The organism is Bradyrhizobium sp. UNPF46 (genome assembly GCF_006658625.1).
GTDB lineage: Bacteria > Pseudomonadota > Alphaproteobacteria > Rhizobiales > Xanthobacteraceae > Bradyrhizobium > Bradyrhizobium nitroreducens.
On the sequence record NZ_LFJB01000090.1, the window covers coordinates 36,417 to 51,457 of the forward strand.

16 protein-coding genes are annotated in these 15,041 nt (G+C 65.2%); 8 read left to right on the plus strand and 8 right to left on the minus strand.

Annotated elements, in window-relative coordinates:
* The first annotated feature begins 15 nt into the window (after window positions 1–15).
* Entirely contained in the window at window positions 16–1,167 is a 1,152-nt protein-coding gene (rnd, locus tag UNPF46_RS32210) for a ribonuclease D (RefSeq protein ID WP_142252751.1), read from the plus strand.
* A 149-nt stretch (window positions 1,168–1,316) separates the two neighbouring features.
* On the opposite strand, the gene UNPF46_RS32215 is transcribed toward rnd, so the two are convergent.
* The 5 genes from UNPF46_RS32215 to UNPF46_RS32230 form a co-directional block, all read right to left on the minus strand.
* A complete protein-coding gene (locus tag UNPF46_RS32215; RefSeq protein WP_142252752.1) occupies window positions 1,317–2,699 on the minus strand; it encodes an aspartate aminotransferase family protein in 1,383 nt (460 codons plus the stop codon).
* Window positions 2,700–2,863: 164 nt separating this feature from the next.
* The gene (locus UNPF46_RS38010; RefSeq protein ID WP_174718795.1) at window positions 2,864–3,034 is read right to left on the minus strand and encodes a hypothetical protein; all 171 of its coding nucleotides are present in this window, start codon (window positions 3,032–3,034) and stop codon (window positions 2,864–2,866) included.
* 30 nt (window positions 3,035–3,064) lie between these two features.
* The gene (locus UNPF46_RS32220; protein ID WP_142252753.1) at window positions 3,065–3,628 is read right to left on the minus strand and encodes an isochorismatase family protein; all 564 of its coding nucleotides are present in this window, start codon (window positions 3,626–3,628) and stop codon (window positions 3,065–3,067) included.
* A gap of 25 nt (window positions 3,629–3,653) precedes the next feature.
* Window positions 3,654–4,274, minus strand: coding sequence for a GNAT family N-acetyltransferase (locus UNPF46_RS32225; protein WP_100175777.1), 621 nt, complete (start codon window positions 4,272–4,274; stop codon window positions 3,654–3,656).
* A complete protein-coding gene (locus UNPF46_RS32230) occupies window positions 4,261–4,878 on the minus strand; it encodes a hypothetical protein (protein WP_174718796.1) in 618 nt (205 codons plus the stop codon). The genes UNPF46_RS32225 and UNPF46_RS32230 overlap by 14 nt, the downstream gene beginning before the upstream one ends.
* A 71-nt stretch (window positions 4,879–4,949) precedes the next feature.
* On the opposite strand from UNPF46_RS32230, the gene UNPF46_RS32235 reads away from it, so the two are divergent.
* Window positions 4,950–5,990, plus strand: coding sequence for a LysR family transcriptional regulator (locus UNPF46_RS32235; protein WP_142252754.1), 1,041 nt, complete (start codon window positions 4,950–4,952; stop codon window positions 5,988–5,990).
* 18 nt (window positions 5,991–6,008) lie between these two features.
* On the opposite strand, the gene UNPF46_RS32240 is transcribed toward UNPF46_RS32235, so the two are convergent.
* Window positions 6,009–7,160: an autotransporter outer membrane beta-barrel domain-containing protein gene (locus UNPF46_RS32240; protein ID WP_142252755.1), complete on the minus strand. Its 1,152-nt coding sequence runs from the start codon at window positions 7,158–7,160 to the stop codon at window positions 6,009–6,011.
* Between UNPF46_RS32240 and UNPF46_RS32245 the strand changes: the two genes are divergently transcribed.
* The gene (locus UNPF46_RS32245; RefSeq protein ID WP_181770216.1) at window positions 7,159–7,524 is read left to right on the plus strand and encodes a hypothetical protein; all 366 of its coding nucleotides are present in this window, start codon (window positions 7,159–7,161) and stop codon (window positions 7,522–7,524) included. The two genes, UNPF46_RS32240 and UNPF46_RS32245, sit on opposite strands and share 2 nt — an antisense overlap.
* Window positions 7,525–7,539: 15 nt before the next feature.
* The gene (locus UNPF46_RS32250) at window positions 7,540–7,746 is read left to right on the plus strand and encodes a cold-shock protein (protein ID WP_027576280.1); all 207 of its coding nucleotides are present in this window, start codon (window positions 7,540–7,542) and stop codon (window positions 7,744–7,746) included.
* A gap of 90 nt (window positions 7,747–7,836) precedes the next feature.
* Here the strand turns inward: UNPF46_RS32250 and purN are convergent, their stop codons facing one another.
* Together purN and purM are read right to left on the minus strand one after the other, a co-directional pair.
* Entirely contained in the window at window positions 7,837–8,505 is a 669-nt protein-coding gene (gene purN / locus UNPF46_RS32255) for a phosphoribosylglycinamide formyltransferase (RefSeq protein WP_181770217.1), read from the minus strand.
* Window positions 8,505–9,578: a phosphoribosylformylglycinamidine cyclo-ligase gene (gene purM / locus UNPF46_RS32260; protein WP_142252757.1), complete on the minus strand. Its 1,074-nt coding sequence runs from the start codon at window positions 9,576–9,578 to the stop codon at window positions 8,505–8,507. The genes purN and purM overlap by 1 nt, the downstream gene beginning before the upstream one ends.
* Window positions 9,579–9,733: 155 nt before the next feature.
* Between purM and UNPF46_RS32265 the strand changes: the two genes are divergently transcribed.
* The 4 genes from UNPF46_RS32265 to ppx all read left to right on the plus strand — a co-directional run bounded on the left by UNPF46_RS32265 (window position 9,734) and on the right by ppx (window position 14,915).
* The gene (locus UNPF46_RS32265; protein WP_100181018.1) at window positions 9,734–10,276 is read left to right on the plus strand and encodes a CDP-alcohol phosphatidyltransferase family protein; all 543 of its coding nucleotides are present in this window, start codon (window positions 9,734–9,736) and stop codon (window positions 10,274–10,276) included.
* Between the two features lie 93 nt (window positions 10,277–10,369).
* The gene (locus UNPF46_RS32270; RefSeq protein WP_142252758.1) at window positions 10,370–11,047 is read left to right on the plus strand and encodes a P-loop NTPase family protein; all 678 of its coding nucleotides are present in this window, start codon (window positions 10,370–10,372) and stop codon (window positions 11,045–11,047) included.
* Window positions 11,048–11,204: 157 nt separating this feature from the next.
* Window positions 11,205–13,397: an RNA degradosome polyphosphate kinase gene (locus UNPF46_RS32275; RefSeq protein ID WP_181770218.1), complete on the plus strand. Its 2,193-nt coding sequence runs from the start codon at window positions 11,205–11,207 to the stop codon at window positions 13,395–13,397.
* Window positions 13,398–13,412: 15 nt separating this feature from the next.
* Window positions 13,413–14,915 carry an exopolyphosphatase gene (gene ppx, locus UNPF46_RS32280; protein WP_142252759.1) on the plus strand — a complete coding sequence of 501 codons (1,503 nt, stop codon included), beginning with the start codon at window positions 13,413–13,415 and terminating at the stop codon, window positions 14,913–14,915.
* Window positions 14,916–15,041: the final 126 nt, after the last annotated feature.

A 15,041-nucleotide genomic window follows, 5' to 3' on the forward strand; every position in this document is an offset into this window, starting at 1 on the left:
TGTCATGGGCCGTTCATGGATTTAATTACCACCACCGCTGACCTCGCGGCTGCCTGCAGCCGACTGGCCAAGCACCCCGTCATTACCGTCGATACCGAGTTCCTGCGCGAGACCACCTACTACCCGCTGCTGTGCGTGGTGCAGATGGCGAGCGCCGACGAAGCCGTGGTCATCGACACCCTGGCCGCAGGCATCGACCTCAAGCCGTTCTTCGAGCTGATGGCGAACGAGAGCGTGCTGAAGGTGTTCCACGCCGCCCGCCAGGACATCGAGATCATCTGGCATCAGGCCAACATCATCCCGCATCCGGTGTTCGACACCCAGATCGCTGCGATGGTGCTCGGCTACGGCGACAGCATCGCCTACGACGCCCTGGTCGAGAAGGTCACCGGCCACCGTCCGGACAAGACCCACCGCTTCACCGACTGGTCGCGCCGGCCGCTGACCAAGGAGCAGATGCATTACGCGGTGTCCGACGTCACGCATTTGCGCGACGTGTTCGCAGCGCTCGATGCCGACCTCAAGAAGCGCCGCCGCAGCGAATGGGTCTCCATCGAGATGGAGGTCCTGACCTCGCCGCGCACCTACGACTTCCACCCCGAGCGCGCCTGGGAGCGGCTGAAGACGCGCGTGCGCAAGCCCAAGGACCTCGCCGTCCTCATGGAGGTCGCCGCCTGGCGCGAGCAGGAAGCGCAGAGCCGCGACGTGCCGCGCGGCCGGGTACTGCGCGACGAGGCCGTCAGCGACATCGCCACCCATGCGCCGAACACGCTGGAGAAGCTCGCAAACCTGCGCTCGGTGCCGAAGGGCTTCGAGAAATCCAAATGGGGCGCGGACATCGTGGCTGCGGTCGCGCGCGGACTGGCGCGCGATCCTGCCACGCTGCCGAAGCTGGAGAAGCCGCGCAACAACAACAATGGCGCCGCCATTGTCGAGCTGTTGAAGGTGTTGCTGCGCATGACCGCCGAAAAGCATGCGGTCGCCAGCAAGGTGATCGCGACGGTCGACGATCTCGAAGAGATCGCAGCCGACGACGAGGCCGACGTCCCCGCCTTGCGCGGCTGGCGCCGCGAGCTGTTCGGCGATGCCGCCCTGAAGCTCAAGCGCGGCGAGCTGGCGCTGGCGGTCGAGAAGGGCCGCGTGATCGGGGTGCAGCGGGCCGAATAGCCCGCGAGCGCCTTTTGTGGCTGGCGCAATGCCAACCACATCGTCTTTGCGAGCGCCGTGATGCAATCCAGAGTCTTTCCGCAGAGACAGGCTGGATTGCTTCGTTGCAAGAGCTCCTCGCAATGACGTGGGGAGAGCGAGGCCCCTCCCTACGCCGGCGTCAGCTTCGCCACTTCCGCCTTCATGTCGTTCAGTACGCCCGCGATCGCGGCGACCAGATCGTCGATCTGCGCCTTGGTGACGATCAGCGGCGGGCAGATGGCGATGGCATCCAGCATGTTGCGCGAGATCACGCCGCGCTCCTGGAGCATGCGGCTGGCGATGCCGCCGACCGCGCCGGGCGTCGCGGCCGCTGTCTTGCGGCCCTTGTCGAGCACGAGCTCGATCGCCGCGATCATGCCGACACCACGGACCTCGCCAACCAGCGGATGGCTGGCGAGCTCGCGCAAGCGGCCCTGCATGTAGCCGCCGAGCTCGGCGGCATGCGCGACCAGCCCGCGCTCCTCGATGATCTTGAGGTTCTCCAGCGCAACCGCCGAGCCGACCGGATGTCCGCCCGCGGTGAAGCCGTGGCCGAGCACGCCGATCTTGTTGCTCTCGTCCGCGATCGGCTCGAACATGCGATCGTTCATGATGATCGCCGAGAACGGAAAATAGCTCGAGGTGATCTGCTTGGAGACCACGAGCACGTCAGGCTTGATGCCGTAGGTCTCGCAGCCGAACATCTTGCCGGTGCGACCGAAGCCGCAGATCACCTCGTCGGCCACCAAGAGGATGTCGTACTTCTTCAAGACCGCCTGGATCTTGTCCCAATAGGTCGCCGGCGGCACGATGACGCCGCCTGCGCCCATCACCGGCTCGCCGAAGAAGGCCGCGATCGTATCCGGTCCCTCCTTTTGGATCAGCGCGTCGAGCTCCTCGGCCCGGCGCGAGGCGAACGCCTCCTCGCTCTCGCCGGGGGCGCCGTCCTTGTAGAAATGCGGCGATCCGGTGTGCAGGATGTTCGGCAGCGGCAAGTCGAACGAGCGGTGGTTGTTCGGCAGGCCCGTAAGGCTGGCCGAGGCGATGGTGACGCCGTGATAGGCGCGCATCCGGCTGATCACCTTCTTGCGCTGCGGCTGGCCGAGCGCGTTGGAGCGATAGGCGATCAACTTCAGCACGGTGTCGTTGGCTTCCGAGCCGGAATTGGTGAAGAACACCTTGCTCATCGGCACGGGCGCGAGCCCGACCAGCTTCTCGGCGAGGTCGATCGAGGGCCCGTGCGATTTGGCCGAGAAGGTGTGATAGAACGGCAGCGCCAGCATCTGCTTGTGCGCGGCCTCGACCAGCCGCTTCTCGTTGAAGCCGAGCCCGACGCTCCACAAGCCCGCCATCGCCTCGAAATAGCGCTTGCCCGACGCGTCGAAGACGTAAGGACCCTCGCCACGTTCGATCACCAGAGGACCGGCCTGCTGATGCGTGCGTGCATTGGTGTAGGGATGGAGCTGATAGGCCACATCCCGGGCCTCTTGCGAATTGGGCAGCATGGACATTTGCGAAGATCCTTGAAAGCGTCACGTCGCAGGCAGAGCCCGCGTCATCACTCGATGATCAAGCTCCCTTGCTATTGCGGCAGCGCGAAGCTTGCAACGCCTCTTCGTCGGCAGCAAGCGCTCAGCAGCGTTGCACAAAGCCGCATATCGGGACTGGGCAGCTCTTACGCCGCGTCATCGTCGTGCCCGTCGTCGGCACGGGCAGCGGCTTCCCTCACCTCGACCAGCGCCATCGAGAGCAGATAGACCGTCGTCGGCAGGCCGAGCCTGCGCGCCTTTTCGGCGGCATGCGACAGGTCGCTCGCCAGCTCCTTGAGCTCGTCTCCCCGTGACAATCTTGCACCCCATCCGCCGGTCGCGGTGGCCTACACCGCAACGGCGCCGCTGGTTCTGATCAGTTCGGCGCTGGGGAGAATTGTAGCAAAATTCGCAACGACATTCACTACCGCATGCTTGTAGGCGGCGGCATCAGCCGTGCCGGGTTGCCGGCAAGCCACGGCGTCAGCGACCACCTGGTAGCGATGGCTGCGGTGAAACCCGTCGACAGCGGTCGCCAGAATGGTCTCGTCCAGGGAAAAACCGACGAGAATACAGCGCACAGTGCGGATATTGGACATGTAGTCCACAAACCGCGACGAGCTGTAGGCGGACGGCAGCGGATGCTCGAACGTCATCTCGCCCGGCCGCGGCTTGGCCTCCGCGATCCAATCGGTCAGCCTGGATGCCGGATTGAACCAGGCGGCCTGCGCAATGCGCTTCAGATGCATCACCGGCCAGAGATTGCCGCGCCACAGCGTCAGCAGTTCCAGGCAGCGTGCGGTTGCAGCGTCGCCATCGAGGATGACGTGGCGACGCCCGGGGGTCAGATACTCGACCTGCAGATCCGCGCAGATCAGGATCGGCGGATCATCATGGATGGAAGCCAGCATTGTCTTGCGTCGAGCTGCACCAATTTCAACGACTGGCGAGCGCGAGGTCTCGCAGCGGTGAGGTCACGGACCGCCCCGCCGAGGCGTCGAGCACGCCCGGCCGATCCCAATCGCCCTCGGGCCGGATGATCACATAGGGATCGCTGTCCAGCGTGATCGCGTCTGGACCCGGCTCGATCTCCAGCAGCATTTCCGTGTAGGAGAAATCCGAGAAAGTGATCTTGCGATTGTGACCGAGCGGCTTGGCGCCGAAATGGGCCCAGAAATCGACCAGCCGATCCTGTGCCTGACCGTAGATCTTGCGGAATCCCTTGCGCTTCACGTAATCGACGCTCGCCTGCACCAGCTTGAACGAGACGCGCGAGCGCCGGTACTGGTGGCGCACCGCGAGCCGCTCCACCTTGGCGAAATCGCCGAAGAAGCGCACCCGCAGGCAGCCTGCGGGCTCGTTGCCGACGAAGCCGATGAAGTGCGCTGCGACCATGTCGTTGCCGTCGAACTCCTCCTCGAACGGGCAATCCTGCTCGGCGAGATAGACCGCGGAACGAATGGCGGTGACCAGCATGAGATCGCTGGGATCGCGCGCCAGACGAACGGTGATGGCGCGGGAACAGGGCTTGGCGAGAGGAATTCTAGTACCGTGCATCTGCAAAACTCCTTGCTTGGATGATCGCGCCCGGCATGTGCATCGTTTGCCGATGCCAGGGCCGCTCGTAGCGCCAGAGATCGGGCTGGAAGCTCGGGACCGGGACGAAGCCGGTCGCCTTCATGATGTCGCGTCCGGCCACAGTTGACGGCTGCGCATAGCAATCGGCGCCGCGAAACCTTAGCTGTCGCAGATGCGCTGCAGCCTTGCCGAGACCGGCGATCCCGCGCCCCGTCGCGGCAATCGCCCAGATGTAGATCGCCGCGACGTCTTCCTTCGCGGAAGCGAGATAGCGCGTCTCGGGCGCAGTGAGGCAGATCTCGTCGAGCAGCAACGCGTCGTGCCCGCGATCATTGAGAAACAGGAAGGCCATGCCGCCGACCAGGTCGCCCTTCCGGCTGAACGTCAGGATGCTCTGCGGATCGAACGCGAAATATCGCGCAAGCTCGGCCGCCCCGATCCTCACGCCCGGCACCAGGCGGTGCGCCATCGCTGCCAGCGCGGCAATTTCGGAAAATTGCGCGCAGTGGACTTCGACATCCGGACTCAGCGGCAAGGCATCGAAATCATGCCTTGCGGCAAACGAGCCTCTTTCCATACCCATGTCACGCCTCTATCGTTCGAGGCTTTCGTGCCCCGCTACGCCGACGAGCTTAGCGGCTGGGGATCAGGAGTATGCAGCAGTTATTGCACCGGGGTGCTGCGATGACGCAGCACCGTGAAGAAGCCCTGGACGCGTCCTGGGACGATTTGAAACTATTTTTAGCGTGCGCAAAATATAAAAGTTTTCGCAATGCCGCCGAGGAGCTCGGGCTCACCTCCACCACGCTGATGCGCCGGATCGACCGGTTGGAGGAAAGCATCGGCTGCAAGCTGTTCCTGCGCGACCAGAGCGGACTCACGCTCAGCGATGAAGGCACCGCTATGATCGCGGACGTTGCGCATATGGAGCGTCATGCCTTCAACGTCTTCCGCCGCGCCTCGCGATCGTCGAACGACACCTCGGGCACCGTGCGCGTCGCGGTGACGGAGGGCCCCGGCAATTTCTGGATCCTGCCGCGACTGATCGACTTCCAGAAGACCTACCGCAGGATCACCGTCGATCTGCGTTGCGCGATGGAGCAGGCCGACGTCGCGCGGCTCGAATCGGACATCGCGATCCAGCTCGAGCCTCCAACCAATCCCGACCTGATCGTCACCAAGCTCGGCCGCCTGCACATCTATCCCTTCGTCTCCAAGGAGTACGAAAGCCTCTACGGCGTGCCGACGACGCTCGCTGAACTGAAGAACCATCGCATCATCAAGCAGAGCGCACCGCAGGTCGACGACAGCGCCTATGCTCGCGTGCTCGGACTGAAATCGCTCGAGGGCATCGTCGGGATCAAGACCAATTCCTCGGTCGGTGTGCTCTACGCCGTCGAGCGCGGCGCCGGCATCGGCTTCCTGCCGACCGTCTCGATCGCGCTCGGCGCGCCGCTGATCGCCGTCGATCTCGGTGTCAGCCACCATGCCGATCTCTGGCTCACCTACCACAAGGAGTTCCGCGCCTCCGAGCGCCACAAGATCGTGGTCGACTGGCTGAAGAAGATCTTCGACCCCAAGACCTATCCCTGCTTCCGCGACGAGTTCATCCATCCGAACGCGCTGGTGCCGATGATGACGGCGGCGCGAGAGGGATTTGGATTGACGGGATATGTCGCGGCGACGCCGACCTGAACACAGGCGAGCGTCAGCTCACCATTTGTATTCGAAGCCGACCGTGCCCTGGTGCGACGTCAGCTCGTTGCGGAACTTGCCGTCGTAATTGAGGTAGAGCCGCGCCACGCTGGTCAGGCTGAGCGAGGCCGAGGCGCCGGCATCCATGCCGTAACGGCTCTCGCCGATGCCGGGGACCACGATGTTCTGGGCGCCGAGGCTGACCTGAACGGATCCCAAATCCTGGTGGAAATTGTCGACGAACTTGCCGTAGGCCGACAGGTCCAGGATCTTCTGATCGATGATGAAGTAGCGGCCGATCTCGGCCCCGATCATGATGCGGGCGCGCGAGAGCGCCGTCGAGCCGACGTTGAGCGGATCGAGCCCGCCGGCCTCCTGGAACGCCGCGCTGGTGGCGCGGACATATTCCAGCGCGCCCTTGGGCACGATGCGCATCTGGTCCTTGGTCCAGTAATAGCTGATCTCGGTCAGCGCGCCGTCGACCGCGGCACGATAGCCCGCGGTCGCAAGGCCGAGGCCGGTGTCGCGGCTCGAACGAACCTTGCCGAAACCGTGCACCACGGCGAACGCCCAGGTCCAGGGGCCCTTGTCGATTGAGCCGTTGAAGCCGATCTGCGTCAGGTCGAGCGTTGCCGACTGCAGCGCCAGCGGCACGTCGACGTCGGTGTGGCTCTGGTCGACCGAGAAGCCGAGATTGACGCCGGGCGCCACGCGCGCGCCGAAGCCGGCGACGCCGCCCACCGTCTTGCGCCGGTCGCCGACGAAGTCCCCTTGCGGGTCGGTGCGGACGGACATGCCGTAGCCCTCGAACCAGGTGCGGTAGCGCGGATCTTCGGTGCTGGCCGACGCGCCGCCGCCGCCGGGATTGGTCCGGGACGTCCGGTTGAAACCGTTCGATGCCTGGTTGCCCAGCCGCTCCAGGAAGTTCGAACCAAGATCGAGCGCGCTGTTGCCGGCCGAGCGATCGTAGGTGATTGACGTCGATACCGGCGTCGGCGACGGCGTGGGCGTGGGCGACGCGGCCGGTGTCGGGGTCTGGGCGAAGCCGGGCGTCGCCGCCGACATCGTCACGACCAGCACCAGCGCGACCGCGACCGACGCCGCGATCCCGCGAACGCGATCGAACCCGATCATCTGCCGTGTCCTGGAGGGCTGCGAGCTGCAGCGCATGACGACTAATCCCGAAGCAAAAGGGCGACACGCAAAAATACAACATGGGCGCGCCGCCCTGCGGCGATTTGTGCTGAACTGCCACGGAGCGTCAATCGGTTGGAGCGCCGAGACAGGGGTGATTGCCCTCGATTGTGGTTCCACGGCCACAGGTCGCAAATTGCAGACGAACGCATCCGCCTCGGTCTTGAAATTCAAGCGCAGCTTGCTAACGGGCGAATTTCATGTTGCAATATTGGCCACAATCGGAATTGGCCGCTCGACTGTGCGTTTCGCGACATTGAGCCTCAAGACTCGAACAGACTTCGGAAGCCCGTTTGTGGCGTGGCACGCGAAAAAGCGGCCGCGTCGTTTTTATATCTAGTGGAGGAGACGAGCGATGCCGCAAAAGGGCACCGTCAAATGGTTCAACCCGACCAAGGGCTATGGGTTCATCAAGCCGAACGGCAGCGACAAGGACGTGTTCGTCCACATCTCCGCCGTCGAGCGTGCAGGACTTTCGACCCTCAACGAGAACCAGGTGGTTGAATTCGACCTCGTGGAGAACCGCGGCAAATCATCCGCGGAGAACCTCAAGGTCTCCTGATTTCTCTCAAGGTTGACACGCGAGAGATCGTGACGTTGCCCCCGGCTCTGCCGGGGGATTTTGTTTGGTGCGCTGAACCGCAAACGCGCTTCAGCGCACCACCGGCGCAACCAGAAAATTCTCCGACGGCCCGCTGCCGTCCGTCCTGCACACGTCGCCCTCGATCCGGACCTTGCCGGTCGCAAGCAGCCGCAGCGCCTCGGGATAGATGCGGTGCTCGACTTCGAGGATGCGCTCCGACAGCGTATCGCCGGTGTCGTGATCGCTGACGGGAACCGCGCCCTGCATGACGATCGGACCGGCATCGGTCTCGGGGATCACGAAATGCACCGTCGCGCCGGACAGCTTGACGCCGGCACGCAAGGCCTGGCCGTGCGGGTCGAGGCCTGGGAAAGACGGCAGCAGCGAGGGGTGGATGTTGAGCATCCGCCCGTACCAGGCTTTTGTGAACTCGGCCGTAAACAGGCGCATGAAACCGCCGAGACAGATCAGCTCGATTCCGTGCTCATCGAGGGCCGCCTGCAGCACCTTTTCGAAGCCGGCGCGATCCTTGCCGAAGGGCTTGCTCTCGATCACCAGCGTCTTCACGCCGCCTGCTTTGGCTCGTTCGAGACCGAGCGCATCGGCCTTGTTCGAGATGACGAGCGAGATCTCCGCCGGGAAATCCGGCGCGCTGGCGGCCCTGATCAGCGCGGCCATGTTGGAGCCGCGCCCGGAGATCAGGATGGCGACGCGGCGCTTCGTCACGGCGCCAGCCATCACAATGCCATGTCGAGATGGCCGTTATAGACGACGCGGTGCTCGCCCTCGGCCGGGATCACGGTGCCGAGCTGCGCCACCGTCTCGCCGGCCTGGGTGAAGACCTGCACGACCTGCTCGACCTTGTCAGGCTCGACGATCACGATCATGCCGATGCCGCAGTTGAAGGTGCGCAGCATCTCGAGCTCGGCGATGCCGGCTTGCGCCGCCAGCCATTTGAACACCGGCAGCACCGGCAGGCGCGCGAGGTCGATGCCGACGCCGAGGCCCTGCGGCAGCACGCGCGGAATGTTGTCGGTGAAGCCGCCGCCGGTAATGTGGGCAAGGCCCTTCACCGCGCCGGTCTCGCGGATCGCGCGCAGGCAGGATTTGACATAGAGCTTCGTCGGCGTCAGCAGCGCGCCGCCGAGCGTCATGACAGGAGCGAACGGCGCCGGCGCCTCGAAGCCGAGCCCGGATTGTTCCACGATCTTGCGCACCAGCGAGAAGCCGTTGGAATGCACGCCCGACGAGGCGAGGCCGATCACGGCATCGCCCGCGGCGATGTCCTTGCGCGGCAATAGCGTACCGCGCTCGGCGGCGCCGACGGCAAAGCCGCCGAGGTCGTAATCGCCGTCCTTGTACAGGCCGGGCATCTCGGCGGTCTCCCCGCCGATCAGGGCGCAGCCGGATTCGCGGCAGCCTTCCGCGACGCCGGCAACGATCGAGGCCGTGGCCTCGGGGTCGAGCTTGCCGCAGGCGAAATAGTCCAGGAAGAACAGCGGCTCGGCGCCCTGCACCACGAGGTCGTTGACGCTCATGGCGACGAGGTCGATGCCGATCCCGCCATGCAGCCCGGTCTCGATCGCGATCTTGACCTTGGTGCCGACGCCGTCGGTGGCGGCGACCAGGACGGGATCCTTAAAGCCGGCCGCCTTGAGGTCGAACAGGCCGCCGAAGCCGCCGATCTCGGCGTCGGCGCCGGGCCGCGCGGTGGCGCGCACCATCGGCTTGATCAGATCGACCAGGCGGTTGCCCGCGTCGATATCGACGCCTGAATCGGCGTAAGTGAGGCCGTTTTTGCGGTCGGTCATGCCCGATTTCCAGTGGGTTTGCGGCTGGTTACGTCGAATTCCGGGGACGCGCAATGGCTCGCATGGCGCTCCTCCCTATACTATGTAGATATCAACCGGTTCAGCCTCCCGAGGGGCCGGATTCGAGGTCAGACCGGGTGCCGGGAAGCGCTTTCGTGAGTATTCCGAACATCATTACCCTGGGTCGCATCATGCTGGTCCCGATCATCGTCTGGGCCATCGTGTCGAGCCAAATGGAGGTCGCGTTCGCCGTCTTCCTGATCGCCGGTATCAGCGATGCCGTGGACGGCTTCCTGGCCAAGCGCTTCAACATGACGAGCGAGCTCGGCGCCCTGCTCGACCCCCTCGCGGACAAGGCCCTGCTGGTCTCGATCTACATGGCGCTGGGCATCTGGGGCGCGATCCCGCGCTGGATCGTGATCCTGGTGGTCTCGCGCGACCTCATGATCGTCGCCGCCGTGATCGTGTCCTGGCTGTTCGACCGGCCCGTCGAGATGAAGCCGTCGAAAGTGTCCAAGCTCAACACGGTGGCACAAGTGGCGTTCGCGGCCCTGGTGCTGGCGGCGCTTGCCTTCGGCTTCAAGCCGGCCCCTTATGATATCATCCTGATGGGCCTCGTCACGGTCTTCACGCTCTCCTCGGTGTCGCTCTATCTCGTCGAGTGGCTGCGGCACATGAGTACGATCGAGGCCAAATGAGAGGGAGCGCGGCCCCGCAAAAGGCCAACTCTCCCTCGATCAAGTCGAATTCTCTTCAAACGGGCCGGCGCGCCGGCATGGAGCAAGACGAGCGTGGCAGGCCGCGTCCATCCCCGACAATTGGCGTTTGCGCTTCCGCATGCGGAAAGCCTCAGCCGGGACAATTTCCTCGAGGGCCCCGCCAACGCGGCCGGTCTCGCCCTGATCGACAGCTGGCCGGAATGGCCGAACCGGATCATGTGGCTGGCCGGACCGGAAGGCAGCGGCAAGAGCCACCTCGCCGCGATCTGGGCCGAGATATCGGGCGCCCGCTCGACCGCGGCCAACGTCCTGACCGCCGCCAGCGTTCCGGGGGCGCTGGCTACCGGCGCGCTGGTGGTCGAGGATATCAGGGCAAGGTATTTTGACGAGCGTGCCCTCTTCCACCTGATGAACCTCGCCCGCGAGGACGGCGCCTATGTGCTCTTCACCGGACGCGAGGTGCCGGCCGCGCTGGAGATCGAGCTCCGTGATCTCCGCTCGCGCCTGCGCGCCGTGCCGGTGGTCGCGCTGCTGCCCCCCGACGACCAGCTGTTCCGCGGCCTGATCGTCAAATTCTGCGCCGACCGCCAGCTCGCCGTGGACGAGAGCGTGGTCAGCTACCTCGCCACCCGCCTGGAGCGGTCCTCGGCCGCCGCCCGCCACGCCGTGGAGCTGCTCGACACCGAGGCCCTGCGGCTCGGCCGCCCCGTCACCCGGGCGCTGGCCGCCGAGCTGCTCCGGGACGCCTGATCCGCTCCGACCGCCCCCAGGTCGGCGCGAAGCCGGCTTGACGCGGCGAGGCCGCGGAACATCAATGTCATCGAAACGTCATCGCTCTAACACATGCTCCCGCGGGTTTTGCGCGTAGGTCGCAAGCGTAAGGCGAGACAGGATGGACCGACTTCTGATGGACTCTGCGCAAGCTATTGAAAATAAAGAAAAAGCCCCGGAAGCTGAGGGTGTGCCGGCGATCGCGTCGAGCCCCGAGCGCTTCATCAATCGGGAACTTTCCTGGCTGCATTTCAACCGCCGCGTCCTGGAGGAAGCGGTCAATCCCAACCATCCCGTGCTGGAGCGGGTACGATTCCTGTCGATTTCGGCGAATAACCTCGACGAGTTCTTCATGGTCCGCGTCGCCGGCATCAAGGCCCAGGTGCGCGAGGGCATTGCCGAGCGCGCCCCCGATGGCCTGACACCGTCCGAACAGCTGGCGCTGATCAACCGCACCGTCTCGCAGCTCGCCTCGGACCAGCAGGCGATCTGGCGCGACCTGCGCAGCGCGCTGGCCGATGTCGGCATCGTGCTGGTCGACGGCAAGGACGTCACCAAGGCGGAACGGACCTGGATCGAGGACTACTTCCTCAACAACGTGTTCCCGCTGCTGACGCCGCTGGCGATCGACCCGGCCCACCCCTTCCCGTTCATCCCGAGCCTCGGCTTCACCATCGCGCTTCAGCTCACGCGCGCCGCCGACGGCAGGCAGATGAACGCGCTGATCCGCATGCCCGGCAAGATCGACCGCTTCATCCGCCTGCCCGCCGACGGCAAGATCGTTCGGCTGATCTCGCTGGAACAGGCGACCTCCCTGTTCATCAATCGCCTGTTCCCCGGCTACAATCTGCACGGCCAGGGCGCCTTCAGGATCATCCGCGACTCCGAGCTCGAAATCGAGGAAGAGGCGGAAGACCTCGTCCGCCTGTTCGAGACGGCGCTCAAGCGCCGCCGCCGCGGGTCGGTGATCCGGCTCGAGATCGACGCCAAGATGCCGGAGCAGCTGCGCAGCTTCGTGCAGCACGCGCTCTCGGCCGCCGATGACGAGGTCTTCCTGGTCGATGGCGTGCAGGCGATGAACGAGCTCTCGCAGCTCACCCGCCTCGACCGGCCCGACCTCGAATTCACCCCTTACGTGCCGCGCCATCCCGAACGCGTCCGCGAGCACGGCGGCGACATCTTCGCCGCGATCCGGCAGAAGGACCTCGTCGTCCATCACCCCTACGAATCCTTCGACGTCGTGGTGCAGTTCCTGCAGCAGGCCGCACGCGACCCTGATGTCGTCGCGATCAAGCAGACGCTCTACCGCACCTCCAACAACTCGCCGATCGTGCGCACGCTCGCCGAGGCGGCCGAGGCCGGCAAATCCGTCACGGCGCTGATCGAGCTGAAGGCGCGGTTCGACGAGGAGGCCAACATCCGCTGGGCGCGCGATCTCGAACGCGCCGGCGTCCAGGTCGTCTACGGCTTTCTCGAGCTGAAGACGCACGCCAAGCTCTCGATGGTGGTGCGCCGCGAGGGCGGCAGCCTCACCACCTATGTTCATACTGGCACCGGCAACTATCACCCGGTCACCGCGCGCATCTACACCGACCTCTCCTACTTCACCTCCGATCCGACCATCGGCCGCGACGCCGCGCGGGTGTTCAATTTCATCACCGGCTACGCCGCGCCGAGTGATCTGGAAAAGATGGCGGTGTCGCCGCTGACCCTGCGCAAGCGCATCATCGAGCACATCCAGGGCGAGACCGCGCATGCGCGGCACGGCCGGCACGGCGCGGTCTGGATGAAGATGAATGCGCTTGTCGACCCCGACATCATCGACGCGCTCTACGAGGCCTCCCAGGCCGGCGTGCAGGTCGAGCTCGTGGTGCGCGGTATCTGCTGCCTGCGCCCCGGCATTCCCGGCCTGTCCGAGAACATCCGCGTCAAGTCGATCATCGGGCGCTTCCTGGAACACGGCCGAATCTACTGCTTCGGCATGGGCCAAGGCCTGCCGAGCGCCAAGGCGGCTGTGTATATCTCCTCCGCCGACATGATGCCGCGCAACCTCGACCGCCGCGTCGAGGTGCTGTGTCCGCTGCAAAATCCCACGGTGCATCAGCAGGTTCTCGAACAGATCATGGTCGCGAACCTGAAGGACAATGAGCAGAGCTGGCAATTGTTGCCCGACGGGTCCTCAACGCGTATGAAGGCCGCGAAGGGCGAGGAGCCTTTCAACGTGCACAACTACTTCATGACAAATCCGAGTCTGTCTGGCCGTGGAAAGTCGCTCAAGGAATCCTCGCCGCGTCGTCTCACGCGCCGGAACGAACGCCATCAATCCTGATCGGGGATTTCCGACGTGAAGCGGCCGCGCAAGCGCGGCTTGAGCGTCGCGGTCATCGACATCGGTTCCAACTCCGTCCGTCTCGTCGTCTACGAGGGACTGACGCGGAGCCTCATTCCGATCTTCAACGAGAAGACGCTGTGCGGCCTCGGACGCGAGGTGCAGAGCACGGGCCTGCTCGCGCCCGATGCCGTCGACAAGGCGCTGACCTCGCTCAAGCGCTTTCGCGCATTGTGCCGGGTGATGCAGGTCGGGCGCGTGTTCGCGATCGCGACCGCGGCCTGCCGTGATGCCTCCAACGGCCCCGATTTCATCGCCAAGGCCGAGCGCATCTGCGCCGTGAAGATCGAGATCCTCTCGGGCCCGCGCGAAGCGCGGCTGTCGGCGCTCGGCGTGATCTCCGGCATCCACCACCCCGACGGTATCGTCGGCGACCTCGGCGGCGGCTCGCTCGAATTGATCGACGTGCGCAGGAACAGCGTGCGCAGCGGCGTGACGCTGCCGCTCGGCGGCCTCGCGCTGCAGGATCTCGCGCACAAATCGCTCAAGCGCGCCGACCGCATCGTGCGCGAGGAGCTCGACGAGGTGCCGCAGCTCAAGGCGGGTAGCGGCCGCACCTTCTACGCGGTCGGCGGCACCTGGCGCGCGCTCGCCCGCATCCACATCATCCAGAGCGGTTATCCGCTCCAGGTGATGCACGGCTATTCGCTGTCCGCGGCCGAAGCGCTCGACTTTTCCCGCAGGCTGAGGCGCCTTGCGGCCGCCAACATGCTCGCCGACATCGAGAGCGTTGCGGACGCGCGCCGCCCCCTCCTCACCTATGCGGCGCTCGTGCTCGAGCACATCATCCGCGTGGCGAAGCCGAAGACCATCGTGTTCTCGACCTTCGGCGTGCGCGAGGGCCTGCTGCACGAGAAGCTGTCGGAGACCGAGCGCAACAAGGACGGATTGATCTGCGCCGCGGAAGAGCTCAACCAGCTGCTGTCGCGTTCGGCCAAGCACGCCCGCGAGCTGATCGCCTGGACCGACCGACTGGCCCGCGTGGTCAAGCTTCGCGAGACCGAGGAGGACCGCCGGCTGCGTCACACTGCCTGCCTGCTGTCCGACATCGGTTGGCGCGTGCATCCCGATCACCGCGGCGAGCAGACGCTGAGCCTCGTCGTCAACGGCAATTTCGGCGCGATTACCCACACCGAGCGCGCCTTCGTCGGCCTGTCGGTGTTCTATCGCTATGCGGGGCTGAGCGAGGAAAACCAGCCGCCGACCACCATGCAGGAGCTGCTGACGCCGGCGCAGCTCGAACGCGCGCGCCTCTTGGGCGCTGCGTTCCGCGTCGCGCATCTGATCTCGGCGGCACGCCCGGGCGTGTTGACGGCCACGCATTTCCGCAGCCAGGGCCGCAAGCTGATGCTGGTGTTCGAGCACCGGCTCGGCGACCTCGTCGCCGATCGCGTCGGCAGCCGCTTCCGCCAGCTCGCCCGCCTGATCGGCCGCGCCGGCTCGATCGTGCGGCGCTGACGCAGGGACAGTGCCGTCAAGCGAGCGGCTAGAGCGTTTACGAGCGAAGTGGACACCGGTTCGCGTGAAGAAAACGCGTCAAAACAAGAATCTAGAGCTTCGGTTCTGATTCAATCAGAACCGAAA

Coding starts and splice junctions, on each gene's coding strand:
- rnd (WP_142252751.1), top strand. CDS start 16: ATGGATTTAATTACCACCACCGCTGACCTCGCGGCTGCCTGCAGCCGA.
- UNPF46_RS32215 (WP_142252752.1), bottom strand. CDS start 2,699: ATGTCCATGCTGCCCAATTCGCAAGAGGCCCGGGATGTGGCCTATCAG.
- UNPF46_RS32220 (WP_142252753.1), bottom strand. CDS start 3,628: ATGCTGGCTTCCATCCATGATGATCCGCCGATCCTGATCTGCGCGGAT.
- UNPF46_RS32225 (WP_100175777.1), bottom strand. CDS start 4,274: ATGCACGGTACTAGAATTCCTCTCGCCAAGCCCTGTTCCCGCGCCATC.
- UNPF46_RS32230 (WP_174718796.1), bottom strand. CDS start 4,878: ATGGGTATGGAAAGAGGCTCGTTTGCCGCAAGGCATGATTTCGATGCC.
- UNPF46_RS32235 (WP_142252754.1), top strand. CDS start 4,950: ATGCAGCAGTTATTGCACCGGGGTGCTGCGATGACGCAGCACCGTGAA.
- UNPF46_RS32245 (WP_181770216.1), top strand. CDS start 7,159: ATGACGACTAATCCCGAAGCAAAAGGGCGACACGCAAAAATACAACAT.
- UNPF46_RS32240 (WP_142252755.1), bottom strand. CDS start 7,160: ATGCGCTGCAGCTCGCAGCCCTCCAGGACACGGCAGATGATCGGGTTC.
- UNPF46_RS32250 (WP_027576280.1), top strand. CDS start 7,540: ATGCCGCAAAAGGGCACCGTCAAATGGTTCAACCCGACCAAGGGCTAT.
- purN (WP_181770217.1), bottom strand. CDS start 8,505: ATGGCTGGCGCCGTGACGAAGCGCCGCGTCGCCATCCTGATCTCCGGG.
- purM (WP_142252757.1), bottom strand. CDS start 9,578: ATGACCGACCGCAAAAACGGCCTCACTTACGCCGATTCAGGCGTCGAT.
- UNPF46_RS32275 (WP_181770218.1), top strand. CDS start 11,205: ATGGACTCTGCGCAAGCTATTGAAAATAAAGAAAAAGCCCCGGAAGCT.